Genomic DNA, 20,620 nt, shown 5'->3' with positions numbered 1-20,620 from the left:
TCTCTCCATGCGCCATGAGTGGCATCAGCTGAGCTACCCCGCGGTGGGCAACACCGCCCTGCAGACCAGTCGTCCGACCGAGGATTCCGCCGAGGACGAGGCACTCGGACTGGACCGGTGGCGGGACCTGCCGCGGGCTCAGACGCCGCCCTGGCCCGACCCGAGCGTGGTCGACGGGGTGTGCAAGATCCTCCAGAACGTGCCCTCGGTCGTCGCGCCGTACGAGGTCGACCAGCTCCGGGCGCGGCTGGCGATGGTCTGCGAGGGGCGGGCCTTCCTGCTCCAGGGCGGCGACTGTGCCGAGACGTTCACCGACAACACCGAGAGCCACCTCCTGGCCAACGCCCGGACGCTGCTCCAGATGGCGGTGGTGCTGACGTACGGGGCGTCGCTGCCGGTGGTCAAGGTGGCCCGGGTCGCCGGGCAGTACACCAAACCGCGCTCGCTGCCGACCGACGCGCGCGGGCTGCCGGCGTACCGGGGCGACATGATCAACTCGCTGGAGCCGACACCGGAGGCGCGGATCGCCGACCCGCAGCGCATGATCCGGGCGTACGCCAACTCGGCCGCGGCGATGAACATGCTCCGGGCGTACCTCGCGGGTGGGCTCGCCGACCTGCACGCCGTGCACGACTGGAACAAGGGCTTCGTCAGGAACTCCCCGGCCGGTGAGCGCTACGAGGCCATCGCCCGCGAGATCGACCGCGCGCTCGCCTTCATCCGGGCCTGCGGGATGACCGAGGACGAGGCGCTCCGCACGGTCACCCTCTACTGCTCACACGAGGCACTGGCCCTGGAGTACGACCGGGCGCTGACCCGGGTCTCCGACGGGCGGGCGTACGGGCTGTCGGGGCACTTCCTCTGGGTCGGTGAGCGCACCCGGCAGCTCGGCGGTGCCCATCTCGACTTCATTTCCCGGATCGCCAACCCGATCGGGGTCAAACTCGGCCCCACCACCAGCCCGGACGAGGCGATCGAGCTGTGCGAGAAGCTGAACCCGGACAACGTGCCGGGCCGGCTCACCCTGATCAGCCGGATGGGCAACGGCCTGGTCCGCGATGTGCTGCCGCCGATCGTGGCGAAGGTCACCGCGGCCGGCGCCAAGGTCGTCTGGCAGTGCGACCCGATGCACGGCAACACCCACGAGTCCTCGAACGGCTACAAGACCCGGCACTTCGACCGGATCGTCGACGAGGTGCTCGGCTACTTCGAGGTGCACCGGGCCCTGGAGACCCATCCGGGCGGCCTGCACGTCGAGTTGACCGGTGAGGACGTCACGGAATGCCTCGGCGGCGCCCAGGCGATCGAGGACGTGCACCTGCCGGATCGCTACGAGACGGCCTGTGACCCCCGGCTGAACACCCAGCAGTCGCTGGAACTGGCCTTCCTGGTGGCGGAGATGCTTCGTGGCTGACCTCGACCCAACCCCAACCCCAACCCCGGGCCCGGCCCTGGTCGATCTTCGTTCCGACACCGTCACCCGGCCTACCCCGGGGATGCGCGCCGAGATGGCGGCGGCCGAGGTCGGCGACGACGTGTACGGGGAGGACCCGACCGTCAACGCCCTCGAAGCCGAGGTCGCCGCCCTGTTCGGGCACGAGGCGGCGCTCTTCGCCCCGACCGGGTCGATGGCCAACCAGATCGCGATCCAACTGCTGGTGCCACCGGGCGAGGAACTGCTCTGCGACGCCGACGCGCACGTGGTGACGTACGAGATCGGGGCGGCAGCCGCGTACGGCGGGGTGTCGTCGCGGACCTGGTCGCCGGTCGGCGCCGACATCGACCCGGAGCAGGTCGCGGCGATGATCCGGCCGGACGGCTACCACGCGGTGCCGACCCGGGCGATCGCGGTCGAGCAGACCCACAACCGGGGCGGCGGGGGAGTCATCCCGCTCGGCACCCTGCGCGAGCTGCGCCGGATCGCCGACGGCGCCGGGGTGGCACTGCACTGCGACGGGGCTCGGATCTGGCACGCGCACGTGGCCGACGGGGTGCCGTTGACCAGCTACGGCGAGCTGTTCGACACCCTGTCGGTGTGCCTGTCCAAGGGGCTCGGCGCGCCGGCCGGCTCGGTGGTGGTCGGCAGCGCGGAGCAGATCGAGCGGGCCCGGGTCATCCGCAAGCGGATGGGTGGCGGGATGCGCCAGGCGGGCGTGCTCGCCGCCGCCGGCCGGTACGCGCTGCGCCATCACGTCGAGCGGCTCGCCTCCGACCACGTCCGGGCGGCCCGACTCGCCGACGCGCTCGCCCCGTTCGGTGTCCTGGCCGGTCCGGTACGCACCAACATCGTGCCGCTGGACCTGACGAAGTGCGGATTCGACGCACCCGAGCTGGGCGTGGCGTCCCGGGACCGGGGTGTACTGGTGTCGGTGCTCGGCCCGCGCATCGCCCGGCTGGTCACGCACTACGACCTGGACGACGCCGGGGTGGACCGGGCGATCGAGGTGCTCACGGAGATCTTCCGCCGCTGACCGGGGTGGGTTCGATTGGGCGTGCTCAGCCGCCCGTCTTGCTGAAGTGCTGGTAGTCGGGGGACTCCCAGCCGCCGCCCCAGTGCCAGCCGACCGAGGCGAACGCCTCGACCAGGACGCCGTCCGGGACTGCCATTCCGGCCCGCTCGTCGGAGCGGCCCCGGTACGCCGTCCCGGCCGGCGGCAGCACCTTGCCGGCGACGAGGTACGGGTTCTCCACCGGGTTGACGTCGATCGCCTGCCCGTACGCGTGGACGGACCACTTCGACGGGCCGGTGGAGACCACCTTCCGGCAGTTGAACCCGGAGGTGTTGTCGGCGGCCATCGACCTGTCGTCGCTGCCGTCGTACTCGTCGACCGGCTCCATCCGTCGAATCGGGAACCGTTCGCGATAGAGGGCCGCGAAGACCTTGATCACGTCTGCGGTGACCGTCCGGTGCACGATGATCGTCCCGACGTGGGGCTGGCCGTCGAAGCCCCAGTAGCCGAGTCGTACCCGCCGGAGCTGCTCCGGGCCGACCGGACAGCCGGGCCGCCAGCTCGACGAGATGTCACCGGCGGTGACCGGGGAGACATCGTCGACGAACGGAGGCGCGGCCGGAGTGCTGGGCGGTTGTGGGGTGCCGGCCTGGCCGGTCGGACGGCTCGGGGACGTCGGCGTGCCGGACGTCGGCGTGCCGGAGGCCCGGTCCGGATCGGCCGTGGCGTGCGCGCAGCCCGAGATCGCGAGCGCTGCCAGCAGCGCCGCCAGCACCGGATAGCGCGACCAGCGTCCCACCGACGCCACAGTACGCCCGTCAGGGGTGCAGGCGTTTGAGCGTGGCGATGTCGTCGGCGTGCCCGAGATGCTTCTCGGTCGGCGTCTCGACGATCACCGGAATGCCCGCCGTCGCCGGATGCGCCAGCAGCTCGGCGAAGGCGGGCTCGCCGATGCTGCCCTTGCCGATCGTCTCGTGCCGGTCCCGGGTCGAGCCGCACGGGTCGCGTGAGTCGTTGGCGTGCACGAGCCACAGCCGGTCCGCCCCGACCGCGTCGACGAGCGCGTCCAGGGTGTCGGTCATGCCGCCCGGCCGGGCCAGGTCGTGCCCGGCGGCCCAGGCGTGACAGGTGTCGAAGCAGGCGCCGAGCCAGGGATGCCACTGCACCGCGTCCAGGTATGGCTCCAGGTGTTCCACCCGGGAGGCCAGCGAGCGGCCACCTCCGGCGCTCGGCTCGACCAGCAGTTTCGGGCCGCCGGCCGACGCGGCCGAGTCGAGCAGCGGCAGTAGCGCCTCGCGGACCTGGCGCATCGCCGCCTCGGCGTGCTCCGCGTCGACCGCGCTGCCGGCGTGGAAGACCACCCCAGCGGCGCCGATCGCGGTGCCCCGGTCGAGCGCGTGCGCCAGCGTCGCCACCGACCGTTCCACCGTCGCCTGAGTGGGTGAGCCGATGTTCACCAGCAGCGACGCGTGGATGTAGACCGGCAGGCCGCGTTCGGCGCAGCCGGCCAGGAAGGCGGCGTCCTGGCCCGGATCACCGGGGGGAAGTGCCCAGCCCCGGGAGTTGCCGACGTAGACCTGCACCGCCTCGGAACCGGCGGCGTCGGCGTAGGGCAGGGCGGCCCTGGCCAGACCGCCGGCGGTCGGCGTGTGCGAGCCGACCGGCCGACGGGGTGCCGGAGCAGGAACGGGGGCAGGAGCCGGACCAGAGGCCGGATCAGAAGCAGGTGAGGACAACTTGCGTTCCTGGTGGTACGGGAGTGTTCTCGGGCGGGTTCTGGAACCGGACCACCGCGTTCGGGTTGATGTTCACCCCGACGGCGAATCCCTGGCTCTCCAGTTGCTGCTTCGCCTGCTGGCACGGCAGGTCGACCACCCTGGGTACGGGGATCGCCGGCGGGCCCTTGCTGACGTCGACCTCGACCTCCGCACCCTTCTCCACTCCGGCGCCGCTCTCCGGACTCTGTGCGATGACCTGGTCCTTCGGCTTGTCGGAGTCCTTGTACGTCTCGGCCAGCTTGAGACCGAGTTCGCCCAGTTCCGACCGGGCCTCGTTGATGCTCTTGCCGACCAGGTCGGGAACGCTGATCGGCGCCTTGCCCTTACTCACCGTAAGGGTGATCTTGTCTCCCGGCTTGACCACGGTCCCGACCTTCGGGTTGGTCGAGATGACCACACCCTTCGGCAGGTTGTCGTCGTACCGGTCGGGGCCGCGCGCCACGACGAGGTTCGCCTGCTCCAGGTCGAGCTGGGCCGAGTCGAGCGTCTTGCCGGTCACGTCCGGCACCGGGAAACGCTCCGGACCGAGCGAGAGGGTGAGCGTGATCGTGCCGCCCCGGACGATCCGCTCGGTCGAGGCCGGATCCTGGTCCAGTACCGCGTCCTTGGCGACCGCCTCGCTGTAGCGGGGAGCCGCGAACTTGACGACGAAGCCGGCCCGCTCGGCCTGAGTCTGTGCGTCCTTGCCGGCCATGCTGATCAGAGCGGGCGCCTCGGTGTACCGGCCGACCCCGAACCACCAGCCGCCCATCGCGGCGACCAGGCCGATCGCCACCACGACGGCGATGACCGCCACCCGGTTTCCGCCGGCGATGCCGGGCAGTCGGGCGGCCAGTTCGCGGAGCCGCTCGCCGAACCCCGAACTCGGGGACGCCGCGCGCCGACGGTGCGGTGCGGCCTTCTCCCGCTGCTGATCCGGCAGCCGGGCCCAGGTCGGCCGCTCCGTCGGACGTACCGAGGAGACCACCATGGTGGGCTGTTCCACCGCCATCGCCGGGTGCTCCACCGACGGGATCTGCCGCAGGACCGCGGTGTGCGCGTTGGCGGCGGTGCCGAGATCGTCGCGGACCACCTGCACCTGGGCCTGTAGCGCGCCCGCGTCGGTCGGTCGGGCACCCGGATCGCGTCGGGTCGCCCGGACGACCAGGGTGTCGAGTACCGGCGGCAGACCGGGGACCAGCGTGGAAGGCGGCGGTACGTCCCGGTCGACGTGCTGCCAGGCGACCTCGACCGCCCGGTCACCGTCGTACGGGACCCGGCCGGTGAGCATCTCGAAGAGCACGATCCCGGCCGCGTAGACGTCGGTGCGTGGGTCGGCGCGGCCCTCGGTGACCAGCTCCGGCGCCACGTACGCGACGGTCGCCATCAACTGGTTGCCGGCCTCGGTCTCCGAACTCGCCTCGACCGCCCGGGCCAGCCCGAAGTCGGCGACCTTCACCACACCGTCGACGAGGTTCGCGGGCCCGCCGCTGGGTGCCTCGGCGACCAGGACGTTCTCCGGCTTGACGTCCCGGTGGACCAGACCGGCCCGGTGCGCGGCGCCGATCGCGGCGAGCATCTGCTCCATGATCGCCAGAGCTTCACTCGGGTTGAGTCGCCCGCGCTCGGCGAGGATCTCCCGCAGGGTCCGGCCACGCACGTACTCCATGACCAGGTACGGCAATCCGCCGTGGATGCCCTGGTCGTAGACGGCCACCACGTTCGGGTGGGTCAGCCGGGCGATCGTCTTGGCCTCGTCGGTGAACCGCTCGACGAACCCCGCGAGTTGCATTTGTGCGTCGCGTGCCTGATTAGGGTGAATAATCTTGATTGCGACGGTGCGGTCGAGGCGCTCGTCGATGGCGGTGTAGACAGTCGCCATCCCACCACGGGCCACGCGACCGCGGATGCGGTAGCGCCCGTCGATCAGCGAGTTCAGCAGCGTGTCGGCGACCTGAATGTCCATCGGCAGGCAGTCTATGTCTCCAGAGGGTGGCGGCAGAACAGGATGCCACAGCCGACACCGAACCGAAAACCTCAGCGGGCATTTCGGACGTGTGACGAGGACGGAAAGACGGGTGCCCGACAGCGGATCCGAGGCGGGCTCGGATCGGTCCGGCGCGGTCGGCGGAACAGGGCGGCGCCGGTTCGTGGGGAGCCGTTCGTCGACCCGGACGGCTGCGTGGCAAGGTGTTCGGGTGACTGAATCCGTACCCGCCGACGTGCAGCCGATCGACCCGACCGGCTGGCTGACCCTGCCGGACGTCGCCGAGCGTCTCGAGGTGTCGATCAGCAAGGTGCACCAGATGATCCGGGACCGGGAACTGCTCGCGGTCCGCCGGGACGGGGTCCGACTGGTCCCCGCCGAACTGGTCGCCAACCAGACGGTCCGCAAGCACCTGCCGGGCATCCTCACCCTGCTGCACGACGCGGGGTACGACGACGAGGCCGTGCTCCGCTGGCTGTACCTGCCCGACGACACCCTGCCGGGCACCCCGGCGGACGCCCTCGGCGGCGACCTGGCCCGTGAGGTCAAGCGCCGGGCCCAGGCCACGGGGTTCTGACCGGATTCGCGGCATGGCCAAGTTCGCGTATCTGGCGGTGCTCGCGGGGTGCCTCGGCGGCGCGCTGTGGCTGGAGCCGATACTGCGGGTCAACGTGCTCCGCCGGTGGCGGCGGTTGCTGCTCACCCTGCTGCCGGTGGTGGTGATCTTCGCGCTGTGGGATCTGGCCGCGATCGCCGCCGGACACTGGACGTTCGACCCGGAGCAGACGACCGGGGTTCTGCTCCCCGGTGACCTGCCGCTGGACGAGCTGCTCTTCTTCGTCGTCGTGCCGTTCTGCGCCATCCTCGGCTTCGAGGCGGTACGCGCGGTGCTGCGCTGGCCGGCCGGGGACGAGTCGCCGTGAGCGAGGGGTCGTGAGCTACACGGCGGCGGCACTGCTGGGAGTGGCCGGCGCCGTACTGGTCGACCTGTTCGTGCTGCGTACCCGGCTGGTGGTCCGGCCGGTGTTCTGGGCCACGTACCCGATCATCGTGTTCTTTCAGTTGATCTCCAACGGCATCCTGACCGGCCGGGACATCGTCCGGTACGACCCGGCGGCGATCCTCGGTCCGCGCCTGGTCCACGCCCCGGTGGAGGACCTGTTGTTCGGATTCGCGCTGGTGCTGCTGACACTCGCCGTCTGGGTCCGGCTCGGCCGGGCCGGCGTGCAGCGCTCCCCGGCCGCCGGCGACGGCCCCGGACGGCCCCGGCTACTGAACCGGAATCGGCGCGTCGACCGGGATGGGCGCGTCGACCGGGATGGGCACGCCCCGGACCGATCGTGATCCCGCCGGTTACCGGTTGTCAGGGTGGCTCCGGCCGGTCGGCCTGCCGACGTCCGCCGCCGGGACGCCACCTCCGATACGCCACGACGGTCAGCACCGAGACGAGGGCGACGTCGAACAGCGCTCCGGGCAGTTTGGTCGACACGGCCAGCCCCAGCCCGTCGGGCAGGACCAGGAAGCTGACCAGCACCAGGATGCCGGCGACCCGGTAGGTCCACGGTCCGCCGGGCAGACCCGCCGCGAGCACGGTGACGGCGGCCAGGGCGTACCAGGGGTAGAAGATCGGGGACAGCACCGCGAGGGCGGAGAAGGCCAGGCCCGCGGCCAGCACCAACCGGCGGCGGGCCAGCTGGTCCGGCGCCGGGACCGCCCGCCAACCGCGCACCAGCAGGACGACGATCGTCGCGGCGAGCAGAGCGAGTCCGAGCAGCCGGGCGACCGTCACCGCGGGATCGACCGCCTCGGGCCGCCCGGCCAGCCGCAGGACGTACCCGGCCGCCATGCCCAGCCCGGTCGGCAGCGACGTCCACTGCACCAGCCGGCCGGTGCCGGAGAGCCCGCCGATCCAACCCAGGTCGAGTCCGGTGGACAGGGTCAGCACGGCGAAGGTCAGCGCACCGCCGCCCAGCGCCCCGCCGGTGAGCAGGACGAGGTGCCGGGGTGCCGGACGGCGTACGCCCGGCGGGCCCGACCCGGTCGCCGCCAGCAGCACGGCGAACGGCAGGGCCACGATCGCGGTGACCTTTATCGCCACCGCCAACCCGAGCACCGCCCCGGCGGCAACAACCGGAAGCACGCCGCCCCGAGACGCGGCAACAACCGGAAGCATGCCGCCCCGAGACGCGGCGACCGGAAACACGCCACCCCGAGACGCGGTGGCGGGCAGGGTCAGCGCGACGAGGATCAGCCCCAGCATCAGCGCGTCGTTGTGCGCCCCGGACACCGCGTGGATCATGATCAGCGGAGAGAGCAGGCCGAGCCAGGTCGCCCGTACCGGATCGACACCACCGGCTCGGGCCAGTCGGGGGAGGCAGCCGGCGACCAGGGCCACGCCGACCAGCGCCACGGCGCGGAGCAGGGCGACCGCCACCAGCAGTTGGGCGTCGGTGGAGTCCGTTCCCAGCCGGGCGAGCGCGACCACCCCGCCGGACAGCGCGACCGCCAGCGGCCCGTACGGGGTCGTGGTGTCCTGCCACAGCGCGGGTACGGCGTCCGACCAGACGCACCCGCCCGGCAGCACGCCCACGGTGTACGGGTCGACGCCGTCGAGCCACAACGCACCCTGGCAGGCGTACGCGTACACGTCCCGACTGCCGGTCGGTGGGGCGAGCAGCAGCGGTACCGCCCAGAGCAGTCCGGTGCGCAGTGCCCAACCCAGCGGTACCGCCCCGGTCCCCGGAACGGTCTGTACGCCGAGCCGTACGCCGAGTTGCCACCAGGTGCCCGCCAGTGCGGCCAACCCGACGAGCCAGCCGACGAGGCCGAGCCAGTAGCCCGCCGAGCCAGCTGGTGGACCGTCGAACAACGTTGCGGCGTCGGCATCGCCTGCCGGCAGCGCGCCTGCTCCGTACGCGCCCACCGCCATCAGGGTGCTGGCGGCGAGGCCGGCAAACCGGAGCCGGGTCAGCCGATCCGGTGCGGGCACGCCTCCGATGGTCGCATGACGCGATCGGCCACCAACCCCGATCGGCGACCGCCCCCGAGGGTCGAGGAGGACCCGGCCGGCTCAGTCCTTGCGGCGGGTCGCCACCACGGCGAGGTCCACCAGTACCTCCCGAGCCTCGGCCTCCAGCTCGACGCCGTCGAGCGCGGCCAGGGCCGTGTCGGTGAGGGTGGCGATCCGCCGCTCGGTGCGGTCCAGCGCCCCGCTGCTGGTGATGATCTCGCGCAGGTCGTCGACGCCGGCCGGATCGAGTCCGGGGTCGCCCAACCGCTGGGTCAGCAGTTCCCGTCCAGCCGGGTCGGTCGCCTCGACGGCCGCCGCGACCAGGTAGGTGCGCTTCCCCTCCCGAAGGTCGTCCCCGGCCGGCTTACCGGTCTGGTCCGGGTCGCCGAAGACTCCCAGTACGTCGTCGCGGAGTTGGAACGCCTCGCCCAGCGGCAGCCCGTACCCGGAGAAGGCGGCCCGGACCTCGGCGGACGCGTCGGCGAGCGCGGCGCCGAACAACAGCGGACGTTCGACGGTGTACTTGGCCGACTTGTACCGTGCCACCTTGCTGGCCCGCTCGACCGAGGTGTCCCGGGTCGCCTGGGTGAGTACGTCCAGGTACTGCCCGATGGTGACCTCCGCACGCATCTCGTCGAAGACCGGCCGGGCCCGGCTGACCACGACCGGGTCGATTCCGCTGCCGTGCAGCAGCTCGTCGGACCAGACCAGGCACAGGTCGCCGAGCAGGATGGCGCTCGACTCCCCGAAGCCGTCCGGCTCGCCCGCCCATCCGGCTGCCCGATGCCGGGCGGCGAACCGGCGGTGGATCGACGGTTCGCCACGCCGGGTGTCGGACCGATCCATCAGGTCGTCGTGGATCAGCGCGCTCGCCTGTACGAACTCCAGCGCGGCCAGGCCGCTGACGATCTCGTCCGAGTCCGCCCCACCCGCCCCGCGGTAGCCCCAGTACCCGAACGCCGGGCGTAGCCGCTTGCCGCCGCCCAGCACGAACGCCTCCAGTGCCTCGGCGACCGGGACGAGCCCGTCGTCGACGCCGCTTATCCATCCGCGCTGCCTGGCGAGAAACCTGGCCAGGCAGTTGTCGACCCGCTGGCGCAGGCCAGCGCGGTCAACCGGCGGGAGGGAGGCAGGTTCGGTCACGCCATGACGCTAGTGGATCGCCCATCTGGCTGCTGGCGCGGTGTGGGCTCCACCTGGGGCACGTCCCGGGACGGCTGGCGGCAGTGGTGCCGGCAGGTACCGGTGCGCGGCGGCGGCGAGGGTCGCGTGGCGCCGACCGGCCGGTTCGGCACGGTACGCCGCCAGCCGGCGCCGGACCACCGCCAACTCCGCCGCCGCCCGCGCCGATCCGGACCGTACGGCGTCGAGCAGCGCCGCGTCCGCGACCTCGCAGGCCCGCTCCACCTCGCCCAGGTCGAGGTAGGTCCGGGCGAGCCAGGCGCCGTAGACCGCCGACGTCCTCGGCGCCCGGGTCCGGGTCAGCGCGGCGGACAGCAGCGGCTCGGCCCGGAGCGGCCGGCGCAGGGCGGCGAGGCAGCGGCCGGACATCGCGGCCAGTTCGTCCTCGTCGAGCCAGTAGAGCCAGGGTGGTTCCCGGGCCGGCTCACGTCGGGCGGCGATCCGGTCGGCGGCGGCCAGCGCGGCCTCCGCCGACCGGCGGCGCCCGCACAGCGCCGCCGCGAGCGCGATCCGGTGCAGCAGCAGCGCCCGCAGCCCGGCCGGTCCGGTGCGCCGGGCCCCGAGATATCCGGTACGGGCCAACAGCAGCCCGCCCTGGGGGTCGCCGACGGAGGTGAGCAGGTGACCGGCCGACCCAAGTACGTGTGCGCCGAGTACCCGGTCGCCCGCGCCGGCTGCGGCGGTCAGCGCCAGCCGGTAGGCGAACAGCGCCCCGGCGAGGTCACCGGCGTCGGCGCGGAGCCAACCGGTGAGCTGCGCCGCCTCGGCGACCAGCGGCAGCGCCCGACACCCGGCCCGGGTGTTCGCCTCTGTTGTCGTGGCGCCGGTCGCCCCTGACGCCATGGCGCTGCTCGCCCGCAGGGCCGTGGCCACGACGAGCCGCCCGTGCGCGGTCGACAGCAGGTCCTCCCCGCCGACCAGGTCGTCCAGCCGACGCAGCCGGGCCAGACCGGCCGCGTCGAGCGGCAGCTCCGGCGCCGGGTCCGGGTCCGCCCGTGGCCCAGCCGGGGACACGGCCGGCACCGCGATCGGGTCGGTCGGGTCGGCGAGCCAGGCGTGGGCCGAGGTCAGTAACTCCTGGCGGGTCCGAGCCACGCCCTGCGTCGCGCCAGTGTCGTCCCCGGATTGTGGCTGTCCCGGCCCGAACGCCGGCGCCCGCGCGGCTGCGGCGGCGTTCGCCAGGTCGACAACCGGCACCTGGAGTACGGCGGCGAGCCAGCCCAGCCAGAACTCGCCGGGTATCCGGTGCTGGCGTTCCCAGCGGGACACCTCGTGCCGACTCACCGTCGGTACGCCGGAGGCGGCGCAGAGCTGCTCGGCCACCCGCAGTTGACTCCAGCCCCGGGCCAGGCGCAGCTCGGTCAGGAGTGTCCCGAACGTTTTCGGGGCGGCGTGGGATGGATCGTGCTCAAGTCGGGTCATGGCGGTCCTCTGGCGCAAGATCGTCGACGGAACGAACCACTGCTGACCCCCGCGCACGACCCCGGGGCCACTGGGCTGGCCCCATGCGCTGGCTATTCCTATCGTTCCGGTACGACGTTCTGCTCGTCGCTGCGCGCGTACCTTTCAATCTCGGGGCAGTGCGAGCTCGTAGCAGACGATGGCGGTCAGCACGACGATGACGACGGCGACGACCGCCAGCGCGGGCAGCGAGACAAGCGCCGGTCCGGCGGCGATCAGCACGCCGGCCCCGATCAGCCTCGGGCGGGTGACCCGGACGAACACTTTCCGCCCGAGGAGCACGTGCCCGACCAGAAAGAGTGCCGGGCCGCCGACGATGACCGCGACCCAGGACGTTCGTGCCGAGGCCGTTGGGTTGCTGATCACCAGCTGGTCGGCGACGGTGATGAGTACGACGCCGGCCGCCATCAACAGGTGGGCGAAGCCTGCCAACTTGGTCCTGTTGGCCGGTTCGGCCGCACCGGAGAAGGGCGTACCGAGCCGCTCCCGGGTGCGATGGAAATAGGTCCAATAGAGGAGAGCACTGGTCGCGAACGCCAGCGCGAACGCCACGACACGGTGAGGTGTGAAGTCGCTCTCGTGAAGCGTACGGCCGGTAACGGCAACCGTCTCGCCGAGCGCGATGATGGTGAACTGCCGGTACCTCTCGGCAATGTGCTCTCCGGCCAGGTTCCACTCCCCGGCACCAGTCCGTCCGAGCTTCGGAGTTGGCCAGCCGGCGAAGGCGGCGAAGTAGTCGATCAGGATTGCGATGCCCCACAGCACCAGTCGGCGCTCGTCCTCGCTCAGCGCGCCGGTCAACCAGAAGATTGCCGAGAAAGCGAACCAGATCGCCCCGCGCATCGGTCGGCGGCTGAGTGGGTGCCCGTACAGCAGGATCGCCATGCCGGTGCTGCGGCCCAGGTTGACCGCGACGTACGTGATCGCGAACAGCAGTGCACGCTGCTCGAACGCCTCTGGGATGGTCGTCGAGAGCAGCAGGCTGCCGAACATCGTGCCGATCACCAGTAACTGGAGCCGGAGTCGCCGCGAGTCCAGGGTGTCGGTGACCAGATTTGTGTACGCCCAGACCCACCAGACGGCCAGCAGCAGGATCAGCGTCTGGTACGCGCCGACCCAGGTGAGTCGATCGAGGAGGCTCTGGGCGAGGCGGAAGAAGATGAAGATGTAGATGAGGTCGAAGAACAGCTCGACGTACGTGGATTGCCTCGGCTGTCGCAGATCACGCTCCAGCTGGCCACGACCGATCTTCATCCGCACGTCCCGTTGGCCGACCGGCAAGCTTCGGATCAGTCGTACCACCGGGGGCACCCGGCGATCAGACGTTTGGGCAATGTCAGTGGTCTCTCGGCGAACAAGCCTCGGCATCCGGGCACCGACGGCGGGCGTAGGGGTACGGCTCAGGGATGGATCGGATCATCTCCGATCCATCCCGGCGGGGAACCCCGCACCTAGCCGGCGCTGGTCTGGCCCCTGCTGGCCCCTGGGCCAGTGCGCTGGCCCCCACACGCTGGCTACTCCCTCGCGGCCGGGCACGGCGTTTGCTCGGTACGCGACGGCGTGAACCATCCGGCGTCGATCGGTACGCCCCGCCGGGCATACCGATCGACGTCAGCCGACGGCCGTCGCTTTCGATCGACCGCCGAGGAGCGTCGTCGTGCTGAACGAGTTGCCGTTCGACCCGGAGAACCCGCCCGACGAGCCACCGCCCGGGGTGGTGCAGCCGATGGCCTGGCGGCTGGCCGTACGCCTGCACCGCGATCACAGCCCATGCCCGGCTGAGCCGCTGAATGGCCTGCCGGGGCCTGCCGGCCCGAACGTCTGCCGGACCTGCGGCGATCCCTGGCCCTGCCACGGCCGCCGGATCGCCGTACGGGGCCTGCTCGCCGCCTGCCGGGCGCCCCGCTCGGGCGGACCGGATGACCAGACCCGGTCGGGATCGTGACGCCGACCTGACACCAAAAAGCCGACTCCCCGCCCCGAACGGCGCGCAATGGGACGAGACCGGACCGGTACGACCGGTAGAGTCGCGGAGTGGCCCTCGGTCTTCCCTCCATTCTCCCCGACTCGCCACCGTCGATCGGGGACCTCGTTCGTGGCCCGCAGCCGACGTTCTCGTTCGAGTTCTTCCCGCCCAAGACCGCCAACGGCGAGCGACTGCTGTGGCAGGCGATCCGGGAGCTGGAGTCGCTGCGTCCGTCGTTCGTCTCCGTCACCTACGGGGCCGGCGGGTCGAGCCGGGACACCACCGTCGCGGTGACGGAGCGGGTCGCCACCGAGACGACCCTGCTGCCGATGGCACACCTGACCGCGGTCAACCATTCGGTCGCCGAGTTGCGCAACGTGATCGGCCGGCTGGCCGGTGCCGGGGTCCGCAACGTGCTCGCCGTCCGTGGCGACCCGCCGGGCAACCCGATGGGGGAGTGGGTGCAGCACCCGGAGGGCGTGCTCTACGCCGAGGACCTGGTCCGGCTGGTCCGCGAGTCGGGCGACTTCAGCGTCGGGGTGGCGGCCTTCCCGTACAAGCATCCCCGCTCGCCGGACATCGCCACCGACACCGAGTACTTCATCCAGAAGTGCCGCTCCGGCGCCGACTTCGCGATCACCCAGATGTTCTTCGACGCCGACGACTACCTCCGGCTCCGGGACCGGGTCGCGGCGGCCGGCTGCGACACACCGATCCTGCCCGGCGTCATGCCGGTCACCCAGTTCAGCACCATCGAGCGCTCGCAGCAGCTCTCCGGAGCGCCGTTCCCGCCCGCGTTGGCCGCCCAGTTCGAGCGGATCGCGGACGATCCGGAGGCGGTCCGCCAGCTCGGCATCCAGCAGGCCAGCGAGATGTGCCGGCGGCTGCTCGACGAGGGCGTACCGGGGATCCACTTCATCACCCTCAATCGGTCGACCGCGACCCGGGAGGTCTGGCAGACCCTCCAGGCCGGCGTGCGGGTCTGACCGTCGGCGGCCCAAATGACCGGTCGGGCGCCACCTGAGGCACCGTCCGGCGGTTGAGCCATGGTGGGCAACCGGTTGACCTGGGACGAGTACGCCAACAAGTGGGCGCGGCTGCACGGCGGTTTCGATCCCCGGATGGCGACCACGTCGGTGCGCCGCTGGCTGCGCATGTCGTACCACCTGGGTTGTTTCCTGGCTCGACTGCGGGTGTCGCCGACCGTGGTCACGGCGTTCGGCGTGCTGCTCTGCGTCTGCGTACCGGTCGCGGTGATCCAGGCGCCGCCGGGGCCGGTCGGGCCGGCCGTCGCGGCTGGTTTCGTCCTGCTCGCCTCGGTCGCGGACAGCATCGACGGCGCGGTCGCGGTGGTCACCGGCCGGACGACCCGACTCGGGTACGTCTACGACTCGCTGGCCGACCGGGTGGGCGAGGTCTGCTGGCTGATCGCCTTCTGGCTGGTGGGTGCGCCGGGGGAACTGGTGGTCGTCGCCGGGGGACTGTCCTGGTTGCACGAGTACACCCGGGCCCGCTCCGTCTCGGCCGGAATGAAGGAGATCGGCACGGTGACGGTGGGGGAGCGACCGAGCCGGGTCAGCGTGGCCGTGGTCGGACTGCTACTGGCCAGCGTGGCTCACCTGATCATGCCGGAACTGGCGGCCGGCATCATCACCGTGGCGACCGCCATCTGGGTACTGCTCGGCTTCTTCGGCATGGTCCAGTTGCTCTCGGCGGTGCGCCGCTCGCTGGACATCGGACCGGAGCCGTCCGGAAAGCCCTCTCCGGCCGGTCACCCCGTCGGGGAGGAGTCGTCGGGCCGGAGACCGATCGGGGGCGAGCCGGCCGGACCGGGCGGAACCGGGGTTCCCGGAAAGGAACTGGCCAGGCGGGAGCCGACCGAGATGGAGTTGAGTCGACGGGACCTGCCCGGAAACGAGATGTGAGCCGTCCGGAGGCGAGAGGTGACCCGACCGGAGACGGGGAGGGGTGACCCGACCGGGAAACGAAGGGAGACGGTCAGGCCGGACCGATCCGGCCCGCGACGATCTGCGCCGACAGGGCGACCATCGGCAGACCGCCGCCGGGGTGGGTGGAGCCGCCGACCAGGAACAGTCCGGGTACCGGACCCCGGTTGGGCGTACGCAGCAGTCCGCCGGCGGTTCCGTGGATCGCCCCGCCGGGGGCGGCCGCCGATCCGGCCAGGTCGGCCGGCGTACGCACCTCGCGGAACACCAACCGGTCCCGTACGTCGACACCCCGGGCGGCCAGCACGTCGAGGACCCGGTCGGCGTAGGCGTCCGCCAGCCCCGGGCGCCGCCAGTCCACCCCGTCCAGGGCTCGCGCCTGCCGGGGGGCGTTGACCAGCACGAACCACGCCTCGTGCCCGGCCGGCCGGACCAGTGGATCGTCGGGCACGCTGACGAACACCGTGGGGTCGGGCACCGGCCGGGCCGGTACGCCCCGCCCGGGGTCGCCGAAGACCGCGTCGAACTCGGCGTCGTAGTCGGCCGGGAAGAACACGTTGTGGTGCGCCAGACCGGAGTCGCCGCGTACCCCGAGCAGCAGGACGAAGCCGGCCAGGCTCCGGTCGGTCAGCCGGGTCAGCCGGCCCGGCGTCGGCAGCAGGTCCCGGTAGACGGTCAGCGCGTCGGCGTTCGCCACCACCACGTCGGCCGGCACCGGCGCGGTGACACCGGCGAGCCGTACCCCGTGCACCCGGCCACCGGCCGCGTCGATGCCGGTGACCGTCGTGCCGGTCACCACCACCACGCCCAGGTCGAGGCAGCGGGACAGCAGCGCGTCGGCGAGGGTACCCAGCCCGCCGCGCGGGTACCACGCCCCGAACGCCAGCTCGGCGTACGGGATGGCGACCAGCGCGGCCGGCGCCCGGCGTGGATCGGCGCCGGTGTAGGTGGCGTACCGGTCCAGCATCGTCCGCAGCCAGGGCTCGCGCAGGTGCCGGCGCCCCAAGCCCCGGAGCGTCCGGCCGGGGGCGATGGCGGTCAGGTCCGGTAGCCGCCAGGAGAGTTTCGCCAGCGCGAGCGGGGAGTCGACGGGGCTGCGCAGGATGTCGCGCCAGGAGGCGTTCCAGACCCGTTCGGCGCGGTGCCACAGCCGTCGCCAGTCGGCGGCGGCCTCGCCGCCGAACCGGTCGGCGATCCGGGTCGCGAAGGCCGCCGGTTCGGCGCAGGAGTCGAGGACGACCGCCGTCCCGGCCGGCTCGGTCGGCGGAAAGACGTGCCGGACGACCGGGTCGAGCGGCACCAGATCGAGGTATTCGTCCAGCTTGGCGCCGGTCGCCTCGAACAGCTCGGTGAAGACCTGCGGCAGGGTGAGCAGGCTCGGGCCGGTGTCGAAGTGGAACGTTCCGACCGGAGTGTCCCGGAGATACCGGCCGAGCTTGCCACCGACCACGTCGGACCGTTCGTAGACGGTGACCTCGTGTCCGAGCGCCGCCAGCCGGGCCGCGGCGGCCAGCCCGCCCACGCCGGCGCCGATGACCACCACCCGACTCACTGCCGTCCCTCCCCACGGTCGTCGAGGTCCGGCCGACGGCGCCGGTCAGCGCACCGGGCGCCCCCGCCAGAACAGCCGTCCCCGCCTCCGGAGATGGTACGACCGGGCGGTGAGCCAGCCGAGGAGCACGACCGACACAGGATGTGCCAATGCGTCCGGCCAGCCCCGGCCGCCGGTCGCACGGGCGCTGACCAGCCGGCCGGCGACCCCGAGCAGGTAGGCCGCCAGCGCCGGCAGGGCCACCTCCGGCGCGTCGGCCAGGGCCGCGCCGACGGCGAGCACCGGCGGCAGGGCGTACAGCAGGAGTAGCAGGACCACGACGGCGGTCGCGCCGGCCGGGCGGCCGAATGCCGCCCAGAGCGACTTGGCGTAGCCATCCCGCAGCTCGGCCCAGGATTCGTACATCCGGCAACTGGCGATCCGGGACCCGTCGGCCAGCCCGATCCGGCCGCCGGACCGCTTCACCGCCCGGGCCAGCTCGATGTCCTCCAGCACCCGGTCCCGGACCGCCGCGTGCCCACCGGCCCGCTGGTAGCCGGCCCGGTCCACCACCAGGAACTGGCCGCCGGCCGCCGCCAGGCTCGGCCGGCGCGAGCGCTCCATCGCCGCCAGCGGCAGGAAGGTCAGCCAGAGCCACTGCAACAGCGGCTGGACCAGCCGTTCACCCACCGAGCCGGCGACGATCCGGGGGTACGGCGAGAGCAGCGCCGCCGAGGCGTCCCGGAGCGTCGCCACGGCGGCGGCGACCGCGTACGGGGCGAGCCGCACGTCGGCGTCGACGAAGACCAGCACGCTCGGGGCTGCCCCGACCCGGTCGGCGAGCTGTTGGCAGGCGTACGGCTTGCCGAGCCAGCCCGGCGGCGGCGGGCTTCCGGCGATCAGCCGTACCCGGGAATCGTCGGCGGTGATCGCGCGTACCACCTCGGCGGTGCCGTCGGTCGACCCGTCGTCGAGTACGACGATCTCCAGCCGGGGAACGTCGCGCTGGGCCAGCAGCGCGCGCAGGCACGGCCCGACCCGGGTCGCCTCGTCGCGCAGCGGCAGCAGCACCGCGACCGGCTCGTCGGTCGTCGCGGTGCCGGGCGGCCGGCGCAGCCAGCGGGCGGCGTTCAGCCCGGCGTGCCCGGCCAGCACGCCGACGGCCACGGCGAGCGCCCAGGCCAGTGCGGTGGTCATGCCGGTACCGCGGTGTTGGGGCGGTGCCGTCGGCGCCGGGCCAGGGTCACGGCGAGCGGGCCGGCGACGACCGCCATGGCCAGGGCGCCCCACGCGGCCGACGCGGGCAGGCCGAGGAAGACCGCGTGCGCGAGGACACTGCCGAGGTAGGTCCAGAGGTAGAGGGCGTACATCGGTGCGTCCCGGGTGCCGGCCGTACCGACGGCCCGCCCGGCGACCGGTCCCAGCAGGGCCATCAGCAGTACGGCGAAGAGCAGCCAACCGAGGTAGTTGCTGACCGGTACGTCCGGCACCCCCGGCAGCGCCGGAGTGGGGTCCTGCCAGCTCCAGTAGCCCTCGGCGACCATCTGCGGGTCGAGGAAGAGATCCCAGCCGGCCAGCCCCACCCCGGCCAGGGCGGTCCGGGCCGGCCCCGGTCGGGTCAGCCGGACCGCGGCGAGCCACGCCGGCCAGGCCATCCAGGTCCAGGCCAGCGGGATCACCAGCGGCACCCCGGCCAGTTTCGGACCCAGTTCGCCGGAGTAGGCGTAACCGCCGAACGGTATCCCGGTGGCCACGCCGAGCGCCTCGACCAGCAGCCCGCCGCCCGTGGTGACCAGCACCAGCGCGGCGGCCGTCCGGGCACCCCGGCTGAGCAGGGCGTGCGTCACCGACAACAGGTAGCCGAGCAGGACCGTCGCGACGGTCAGCCGGGCCCGCGCGGCGCCGTCGGTGAGGGGATACCCGATCTGGGCCAGTACCAGTACGCCGAGCAGCAGCCAGGGCAGGCGGCCGGAGGTCATCGCTCCGGCGGGGGCAGCGGCAGTTGCCGGCCGAGCACGGCGAAGGCCCGTTCGTCGCCGGGAAAGCGGAAGTCCCGTAGTACGTCCACGAACCCGAACCGCCGGTAGAGCCGCCACGCCCGGGAGGTCTGCTCGTCCGCCTCCGGGGTGGACAGCAGGGTGGTGCGGCCGCTGGCCATGGTGAGCAGGGCACGGAGCTGGCGGGCGCCGAGCCCGTGCCCCTGGGTCGCGGGCCGTACGTGCAACTCGACCACCTCGAAGCAGTCGGGGAACCAGGTCTTGCGGGCGTCTTCGGGAAGCGCGCCGTGCACCTGGTCGTGCCACCACTGTCCGGGTGCGGAGAGGTATCCGTAGCCGAAGCCGACCAGGTGGCCGTTGGTGCTGAGGGTGGCGACCGCACGGAAGCCGGGCCGGCGTACGTGGGTGGCGATGTATCCGCGGCGTGCCTCCAGCAGTTCGGCCCGGTAGCCCATCGCCTCCCCGTAGACCGTCACCACGTCGTCGAGCCGCCGGGCAAGATCGTCCGGCTGCCACGGCACCAACCTCATGCTTGCCCGCTCCTGTCTCTCGGCCAGCGTCGGAACTGCGGATCGTCGTCGGATCCGACCCAGTTGAGCACCGTCGGGTCGCCGACGAGATCACGTATCTCGAACCGGGCGAACAGTTCTTCGGCGTACCAGCGTCGGGTCGACGTACGAATGATCGCCGCGCGGTGCTCGGAGGAACGGTACGCGAAATCGCGCAGGTACGTCGCGGCACGCCACACGCTGACCGTGCCCTGCCAGCCGAGCGGCGCCTCGCCGATGCCGAACCGGGCGAGCAGCCCAGGGGCGTCCCGCAGCGCGGCGGCGACCGGCGGCACCGCCCGCCAGAAGGAGGTGGCGCGGTGTGGCCGTAACCGGGCCCGGGTGAGCGCGAGCACCGGCCCGTCAGGCGTGCCACGTCGGGGGTCGCCGAACGGCTCGACTCCGGACCATCGGCCCCGGCTGGCGAGCGGACACAGGTCGATCCGGGCGTCGGCCACGGCGAGCCGGCGCCACCCGCGCCCGACCGGCGTGTCGTCGAACCCGGCGGCCCGGTCCGGGTCGGCCCAGACGACCAGGGCGGCCCACCGGGTCAGGTCGGCGTCGGTCGGCCCGAACCCGTCGCCGTCGCCGGTGCCGAGCAGCTTGCCGAAGCGGACGCCGGGGGTGGCCCGTAACCGGCGCGGGTCGACGGCCATCCGGGCCAGTGCCCGGGGCAGGGCGCGTCGGGGCACCTGCCAGATGTGCAGGGTGACCAGGCGTACCGGGGTCGGGTCGCCCGGCCCGGCGGCCGGCTCGCCGCGCATCGCGCTCGCGCGACGGCCGGG

Annotated in this window: 19 protein-coding genes and 1 pseudogene; 8 read left to right on the top strand and 12 right to left on the bottom strand. The window is 72.6% G+C overall.

The features are described from left to right. Positions 1 to 7: 7 nt before the first annotated feature. Together ACFP2T_RS30370 and ACFP2T_RS30365 are read left to right on the top strand one after the other, a co-directional pair. Complete coding sequence (locus tag ACFP2T_RS30370; protein WP_377427689.1) at positions 8 to 1,414, top strand: class II 3-deoxy-7-phosphoheptulonate synthase; 1,407 nt, start codon at positions 8 to 10, stop codon at positions 1,412 to 1,414. Positions 1,415 to 1,451: 37 nt separating this feature from the next. After that, on the top strand, positions 1,452 to 2,471 hold the full coding sequence (locus ACFP2T_RS30365) for a threonine aldolase family protein (RefSeq protein ID WP_377428054.1): 1,020 nt from the start codon (positions 1,452 to 1,454) through the stop codon (positions 2,469 to 2,471). 25 nt (positions 2,472 to 2,496) lie between these two features. Here the strand turns inward: ACFP2T_RS30365 and ACFP2T_RS30360 are convergent, their stop codons facing one another. Genes ACFP2T_RS30360 through pknB form a run of 3 tightly spaced genes read right to left on the bottom strand, consistent with a single transcriptional unit; the run spans position 2,497 to position 6,173 of the window. Continuing rightward, positions 2,497 to 3,249 carry a M15 family metallopeptidase gene (locus tag ACFP2T_RS30360; protein WP_377427686.1) on the bottom strand — a complete coding sequence of 251 codons (753 nt, stop codon included), beginning with the start codon at positions 3,247 to 3,249 and terminating at the stop codon, positions 2,497 to 2,499. Between the two features lie 19 nt (positions 3,250 to 3,268). Next, the gene (locus tag ACFP2T_RS30355; RefSeq protein WP_377427683.1) at positions 3,269 to 4,186 is read right to left on the bottom strand and encodes a deoxyribonuclease IV; all 918 of its coding nucleotides are present in this window, start codon (positions 4,184 to 4,186) and stop codon (positions 3,269 to 3,271) included. Next, positions 4,167 to 6,173 (bottom strand): Stk1 family PASTA domain-containing Ser/Thr kinase, encoded by a 2,007-nt coding sequence (gene pknB / locus ACFP2T_RS30350; protein ID WP_377427680.1) that lies wholly within the window; start codon positions 6,171 to 6,173, stop codon positions 4,167 to 4,169. The genes ACFP2T_RS30355 and pknB overlap by 20 nt, the downstream gene beginning before the upstream one ends. A gap of 232 nt (positions 6,174 to 6,405) precedes the next feature. On the opposite strand from pknB, the gene ACFP2T_RS30345 reads away from it, so the two are divergent. The 3 genes from ACFP2T_RS30345 to ACFP2T_RS30335 are packed head-to-tail and all read left to right on the top strand — an operon-like array spanning position 6,406 to position 7,538. Then, positions 6,406 to 6,771 carry an Rv2175c family DNA-binding protein gene (locus ACFP2T_RS30345; RefSeq protein ID WP_377427678.1) on the top strand — a complete coding sequence of 122 codons (366 nt, stop codon included), beginning with the start codon at positions 6,406 to 6,408 and terminating at the stop codon, positions 6,769 to 6,771. A gap of 13 nt (positions 6,772 to 6,784) precedes the next feature. After that, positions 6,785 to 7,117 carry a lycopene cyclase domain-containing protein gene (locus ACFP2T_RS30340; RefSeq protein ID WP_377427676.1) on the top strand — a complete coding sequence of 111 codons (333 nt, stop codon included), beginning with the start codon at positions 6,785 to 6,787 and terminating at the stop codon, positions 7,115 to 7,117. A 10-nt stretch (positions 7,118 to 7,127) separates the two neighbouring features. Beyond that, positions 7,128 to 7,538 carry a lycopene cyclase domain-containing protein gene (locus ACFP2T_RS30335; protein ID WP_377427674.1) on the top strand — a complete coding sequence of 137 codons (411 nt, stop codon included), beginning with the start codon at positions 7,128 to 7,130 and terminating at the stop codon, positions 7,536 to 7,538. 19 nt (positions 7,539 to 7,557) lie between these two features. Here ACFP2T_RS30335 and mptB read toward each other — a convergent pair whose 3' ends face one another. The 4 genes from mptB to ACFP2T_RS30315 form a co-directional block, all read right to left on the bottom strand. Beyond that, entirely contained in the window at positions 7,558 to 9,183 is a 1,626-nt protein-coding gene (mptB, locus tag ACFP2T_RS30330) for a polyprenol phosphomannose-dependent alpha 1,6 mannosyltransferase MptB (RefSeq protein WP_377427672.1), read from the bottom strand. Positions 9,184 to 9,264: 81 nt separating this feature from the next. Next, on the bottom strand, positions 9,265 to 10,347 hold the full coding sequence (locus ACFP2T_RS30325) for a polyprenyl synthetase family protein (RefSeq protein WP_377427669.1): 1,083 nt from the start codon (positions 10,345 to 10,347) through the stop codon (positions 9,265 to 9,267). Positions 10,348 to 10,356: 9 nt separating this feature from the next. Further along, on the bottom strand, positions 10,357 to 11,808 hold the full coding sequence (locus ACFP2T_RS30320) for a transcriptional regulator (protein ID WP_377427666.1): 1,452 nt from the start codon (positions 11,806 to 11,808) through the stop codon (positions 10,357 to 10,359). Between the two features lie 144 nt (positions 11,809 to 11,952). After that, positions 11,953 to 13,101 (bottom strand): low temperature requirement protein A, encoded by a 1,149-nt coding sequence (locus tag ACFP2T_RS30315; RefSeq protein WP_377427664.1) that lies wholly within the window; start codon positions 13,099 to 13,101, stop codon positions 11,953 to 11,955. Positions 13,102 to 13,504: 403 nt separating this feature from the next. Here ACFP2T_RS30315 and ACFP2T_RS30310 point away from each other — a divergent pair, with 403 nt between their 5' ends. The 3 genes and pseudogenes from ACFP2T_RS30310 to ACFP2T_RS30300 all read left to right on the top strand — a co-directional run. Further along, positions 13,505 to 13,792, top strand: a complete 288-nt coding sequence (locus ACFP2T_RS30310; RefSeq protein ID WP_377427661.1) for a hypothetical protein — start codon at positions 13,505 to 13,507, stop codon at positions 13,790 to 13,792. Between the two features lie 89 nt (positions 13,793 to 13,881). Beyond that, positions 13,882 to 14,799: a methylenetetrahydrofolate reductase [NAD(P)H] gene (gene metF, locus ACFP2T_RS30305; RefSeq protein WP_377427658.1), complete on the top strand. Its 918-nt coding sequence runs from the start codon at positions 13,882 to 13,884 to the stop codon at positions 14,797 to 14,799. A 60-nt stretch (positions 14,800 to 14,859) separates the two neighbouring features. Then, positions 14,860 to 15,543: pseudogene (locus tag ACFP2T_RS30300) on the top strand (CDP-alcohol phosphatidyltransferase family protein); the annotation flags it as partial. A 268-nt stretch (positions 15,544 to 15,811) separates the two neighbouring features. Here the strand turns inward: ACFP2T_RS30300 and ACFP2T_RS30295 are convergent. Genes ACFP2T_RS30295 through ACFP2T_RS30275 form a run of 5 tightly spaced genes read right to left on the bottom strand, consistent with a single transcriptional unit; the run spans position 15,812 to position 20,599 of the window. Then, positions 15,812 to 17,311 carry a phytoene desaturase family protein gene (locus ACFP2T_RS30295; protein WP_377427655.1) on the bottom strand — a complete coding sequence of 500 codons (1,500 nt, stop codon included), beginning with the start codon at positions 17,309 to 17,311 and terminating at the stop codon, positions 15,812 to 15,814. 45 nt (positions 17,312 to 17,356) lie between these two features. After that, on the bottom strand, positions 17,357 to 18,487 hold the full coding sequence (locus ACFP2T_RS30290) for a glycosyltransferase family 2 protein (protein ID WP_377427652.1): 1,131 nt from the start codon (positions 18,485 to 18,487) through the stop codon (positions 17,357 to 17,359). After that, positions 18,484 to 19,269 carry a carotenoid biosynthesis protein gene (locus ACFP2T_RS30285; protein ID WP_377427649.1) on the bottom strand — a complete coding sequence of 262 codons (786 nt, stop codon included), beginning with the start codon at positions 19,267 to 19,269 and terminating at the stop codon, positions 18,484 to 18,486. Before ACFP2T_RS30285 ends, ACFP2T_RS30290 begins: the two co-directional genes overlap by 4 nt. After that, entirely contained in the window at positions 19,266 to 19,817 is a 552-nt protein-coding gene (locus ACFP2T_RS30280) for a GNAT family N-acetyltransferase (RefSeq protein WP_377427646.1), read from the bottom strand. The genes ACFP2T_RS30285 and ACFP2T_RS30280 overlap by 4 nt, the downstream gene beginning before the upstream one ends. Next, positions 19,814 to 20,599 (bottom strand): monooxygenase, encoded by a 786-nt coding sequence (locus ACFP2T_RS30275; RefSeq protein ID WP_377428052.1) that lies wholly within the window; start codon positions 20,597 to 20,599, stop codon positions 19,814 to 19,816. The genes ACFP2T_RS30280 and ACFP2T_RS30275 overlap by 4 nt, the downstream gene beginning before the upstream one ends. Positions 20,600 to 20,620 lie beyond the last annotated feature (21 nt).

It is taken from the genome of Plantactinospora solaniradicis, from assembly GCF_042658085.1.
GTDB classification, from domain to species: domain Bacteria; phylum Actinomycetota; class Actinomycetes; order Mycobacteriales; family Micromonosporaceae; genus Plantactinospora; species Plantactinospora solaniradicis.
Note: the sequence above shows the minus strand (reverse complement) of the source record. Positions and strands in the feature narration are given on the sequence as shown.

Bases quoted from the DNA above. Each gene is read 5' to 3' on its own strand.
- ACFP2T_RS30280 (WP_377427646.1), bottom strand. From the start codon at position 19,817: ATGAGGTTGGTGCCGTGGCAGCCGGACGATCTTGCCCGGCGGCTCGAC.
- ACFP2T_RS30290 (WP_377427652.1), bottom strand. From the start codon at position 18,487: ATGACCACCGCACTGGCCTGGGCGCTCGCCGTGGCCGTCGGCGTGCTG.
- ACFP2T_RS30315 (WP_377427664.1), bottom strand. From the start codon at position 13,101: ATGAAGATCGGTCGTGGCCAGCTGGAGCGTGATCTGCGACAGCCGAGG.
- pknB (WP_377427680.1), bottom strand. From the start codon at position 6,173: ATGGACATTCAGGTCGCCGACACGCTGCTGAACTCGCTGATCGACGGG.
- ACFP2T_RS30320 (WP_377427666.1), bottom strand. From the start codon at position 11,808: ATGACCCGACTTGAGCACGATCCATCCCACGCCGCCCCGAAAACGTTC.
- ACFP2T_RS30370 (WP_377427689.1), top strand. From the start codon at position 8: ATGCGCCATGAGTGGCATCAGCTGAGCTACCCCGCGGTGGGCAACACC.
- ACFP2T_RS30275 (WP_377428052.1), bottom strand. From the start codon at position 20,599: ATGCGCGGCGAGCCGGCCGCCGGGCCGGGCGACCCGACCCCGGTACGC.
- ACFP2T_RS30285 (WP_377427649.1), bottom strand. From the start codon at position 19,269: ATGACCTCCGGCCGCCTGCCCTGGCTGCTGCTCGGCGTACTGGTACTG.
- ACFP2T_RS30340 (WP_377427676.1), top strand. From the start codon at position 6,785: ATGGCCAAGTTCGCGTATCTGGCGGTGCTCGCGGGGTGCCTCGGCGGC.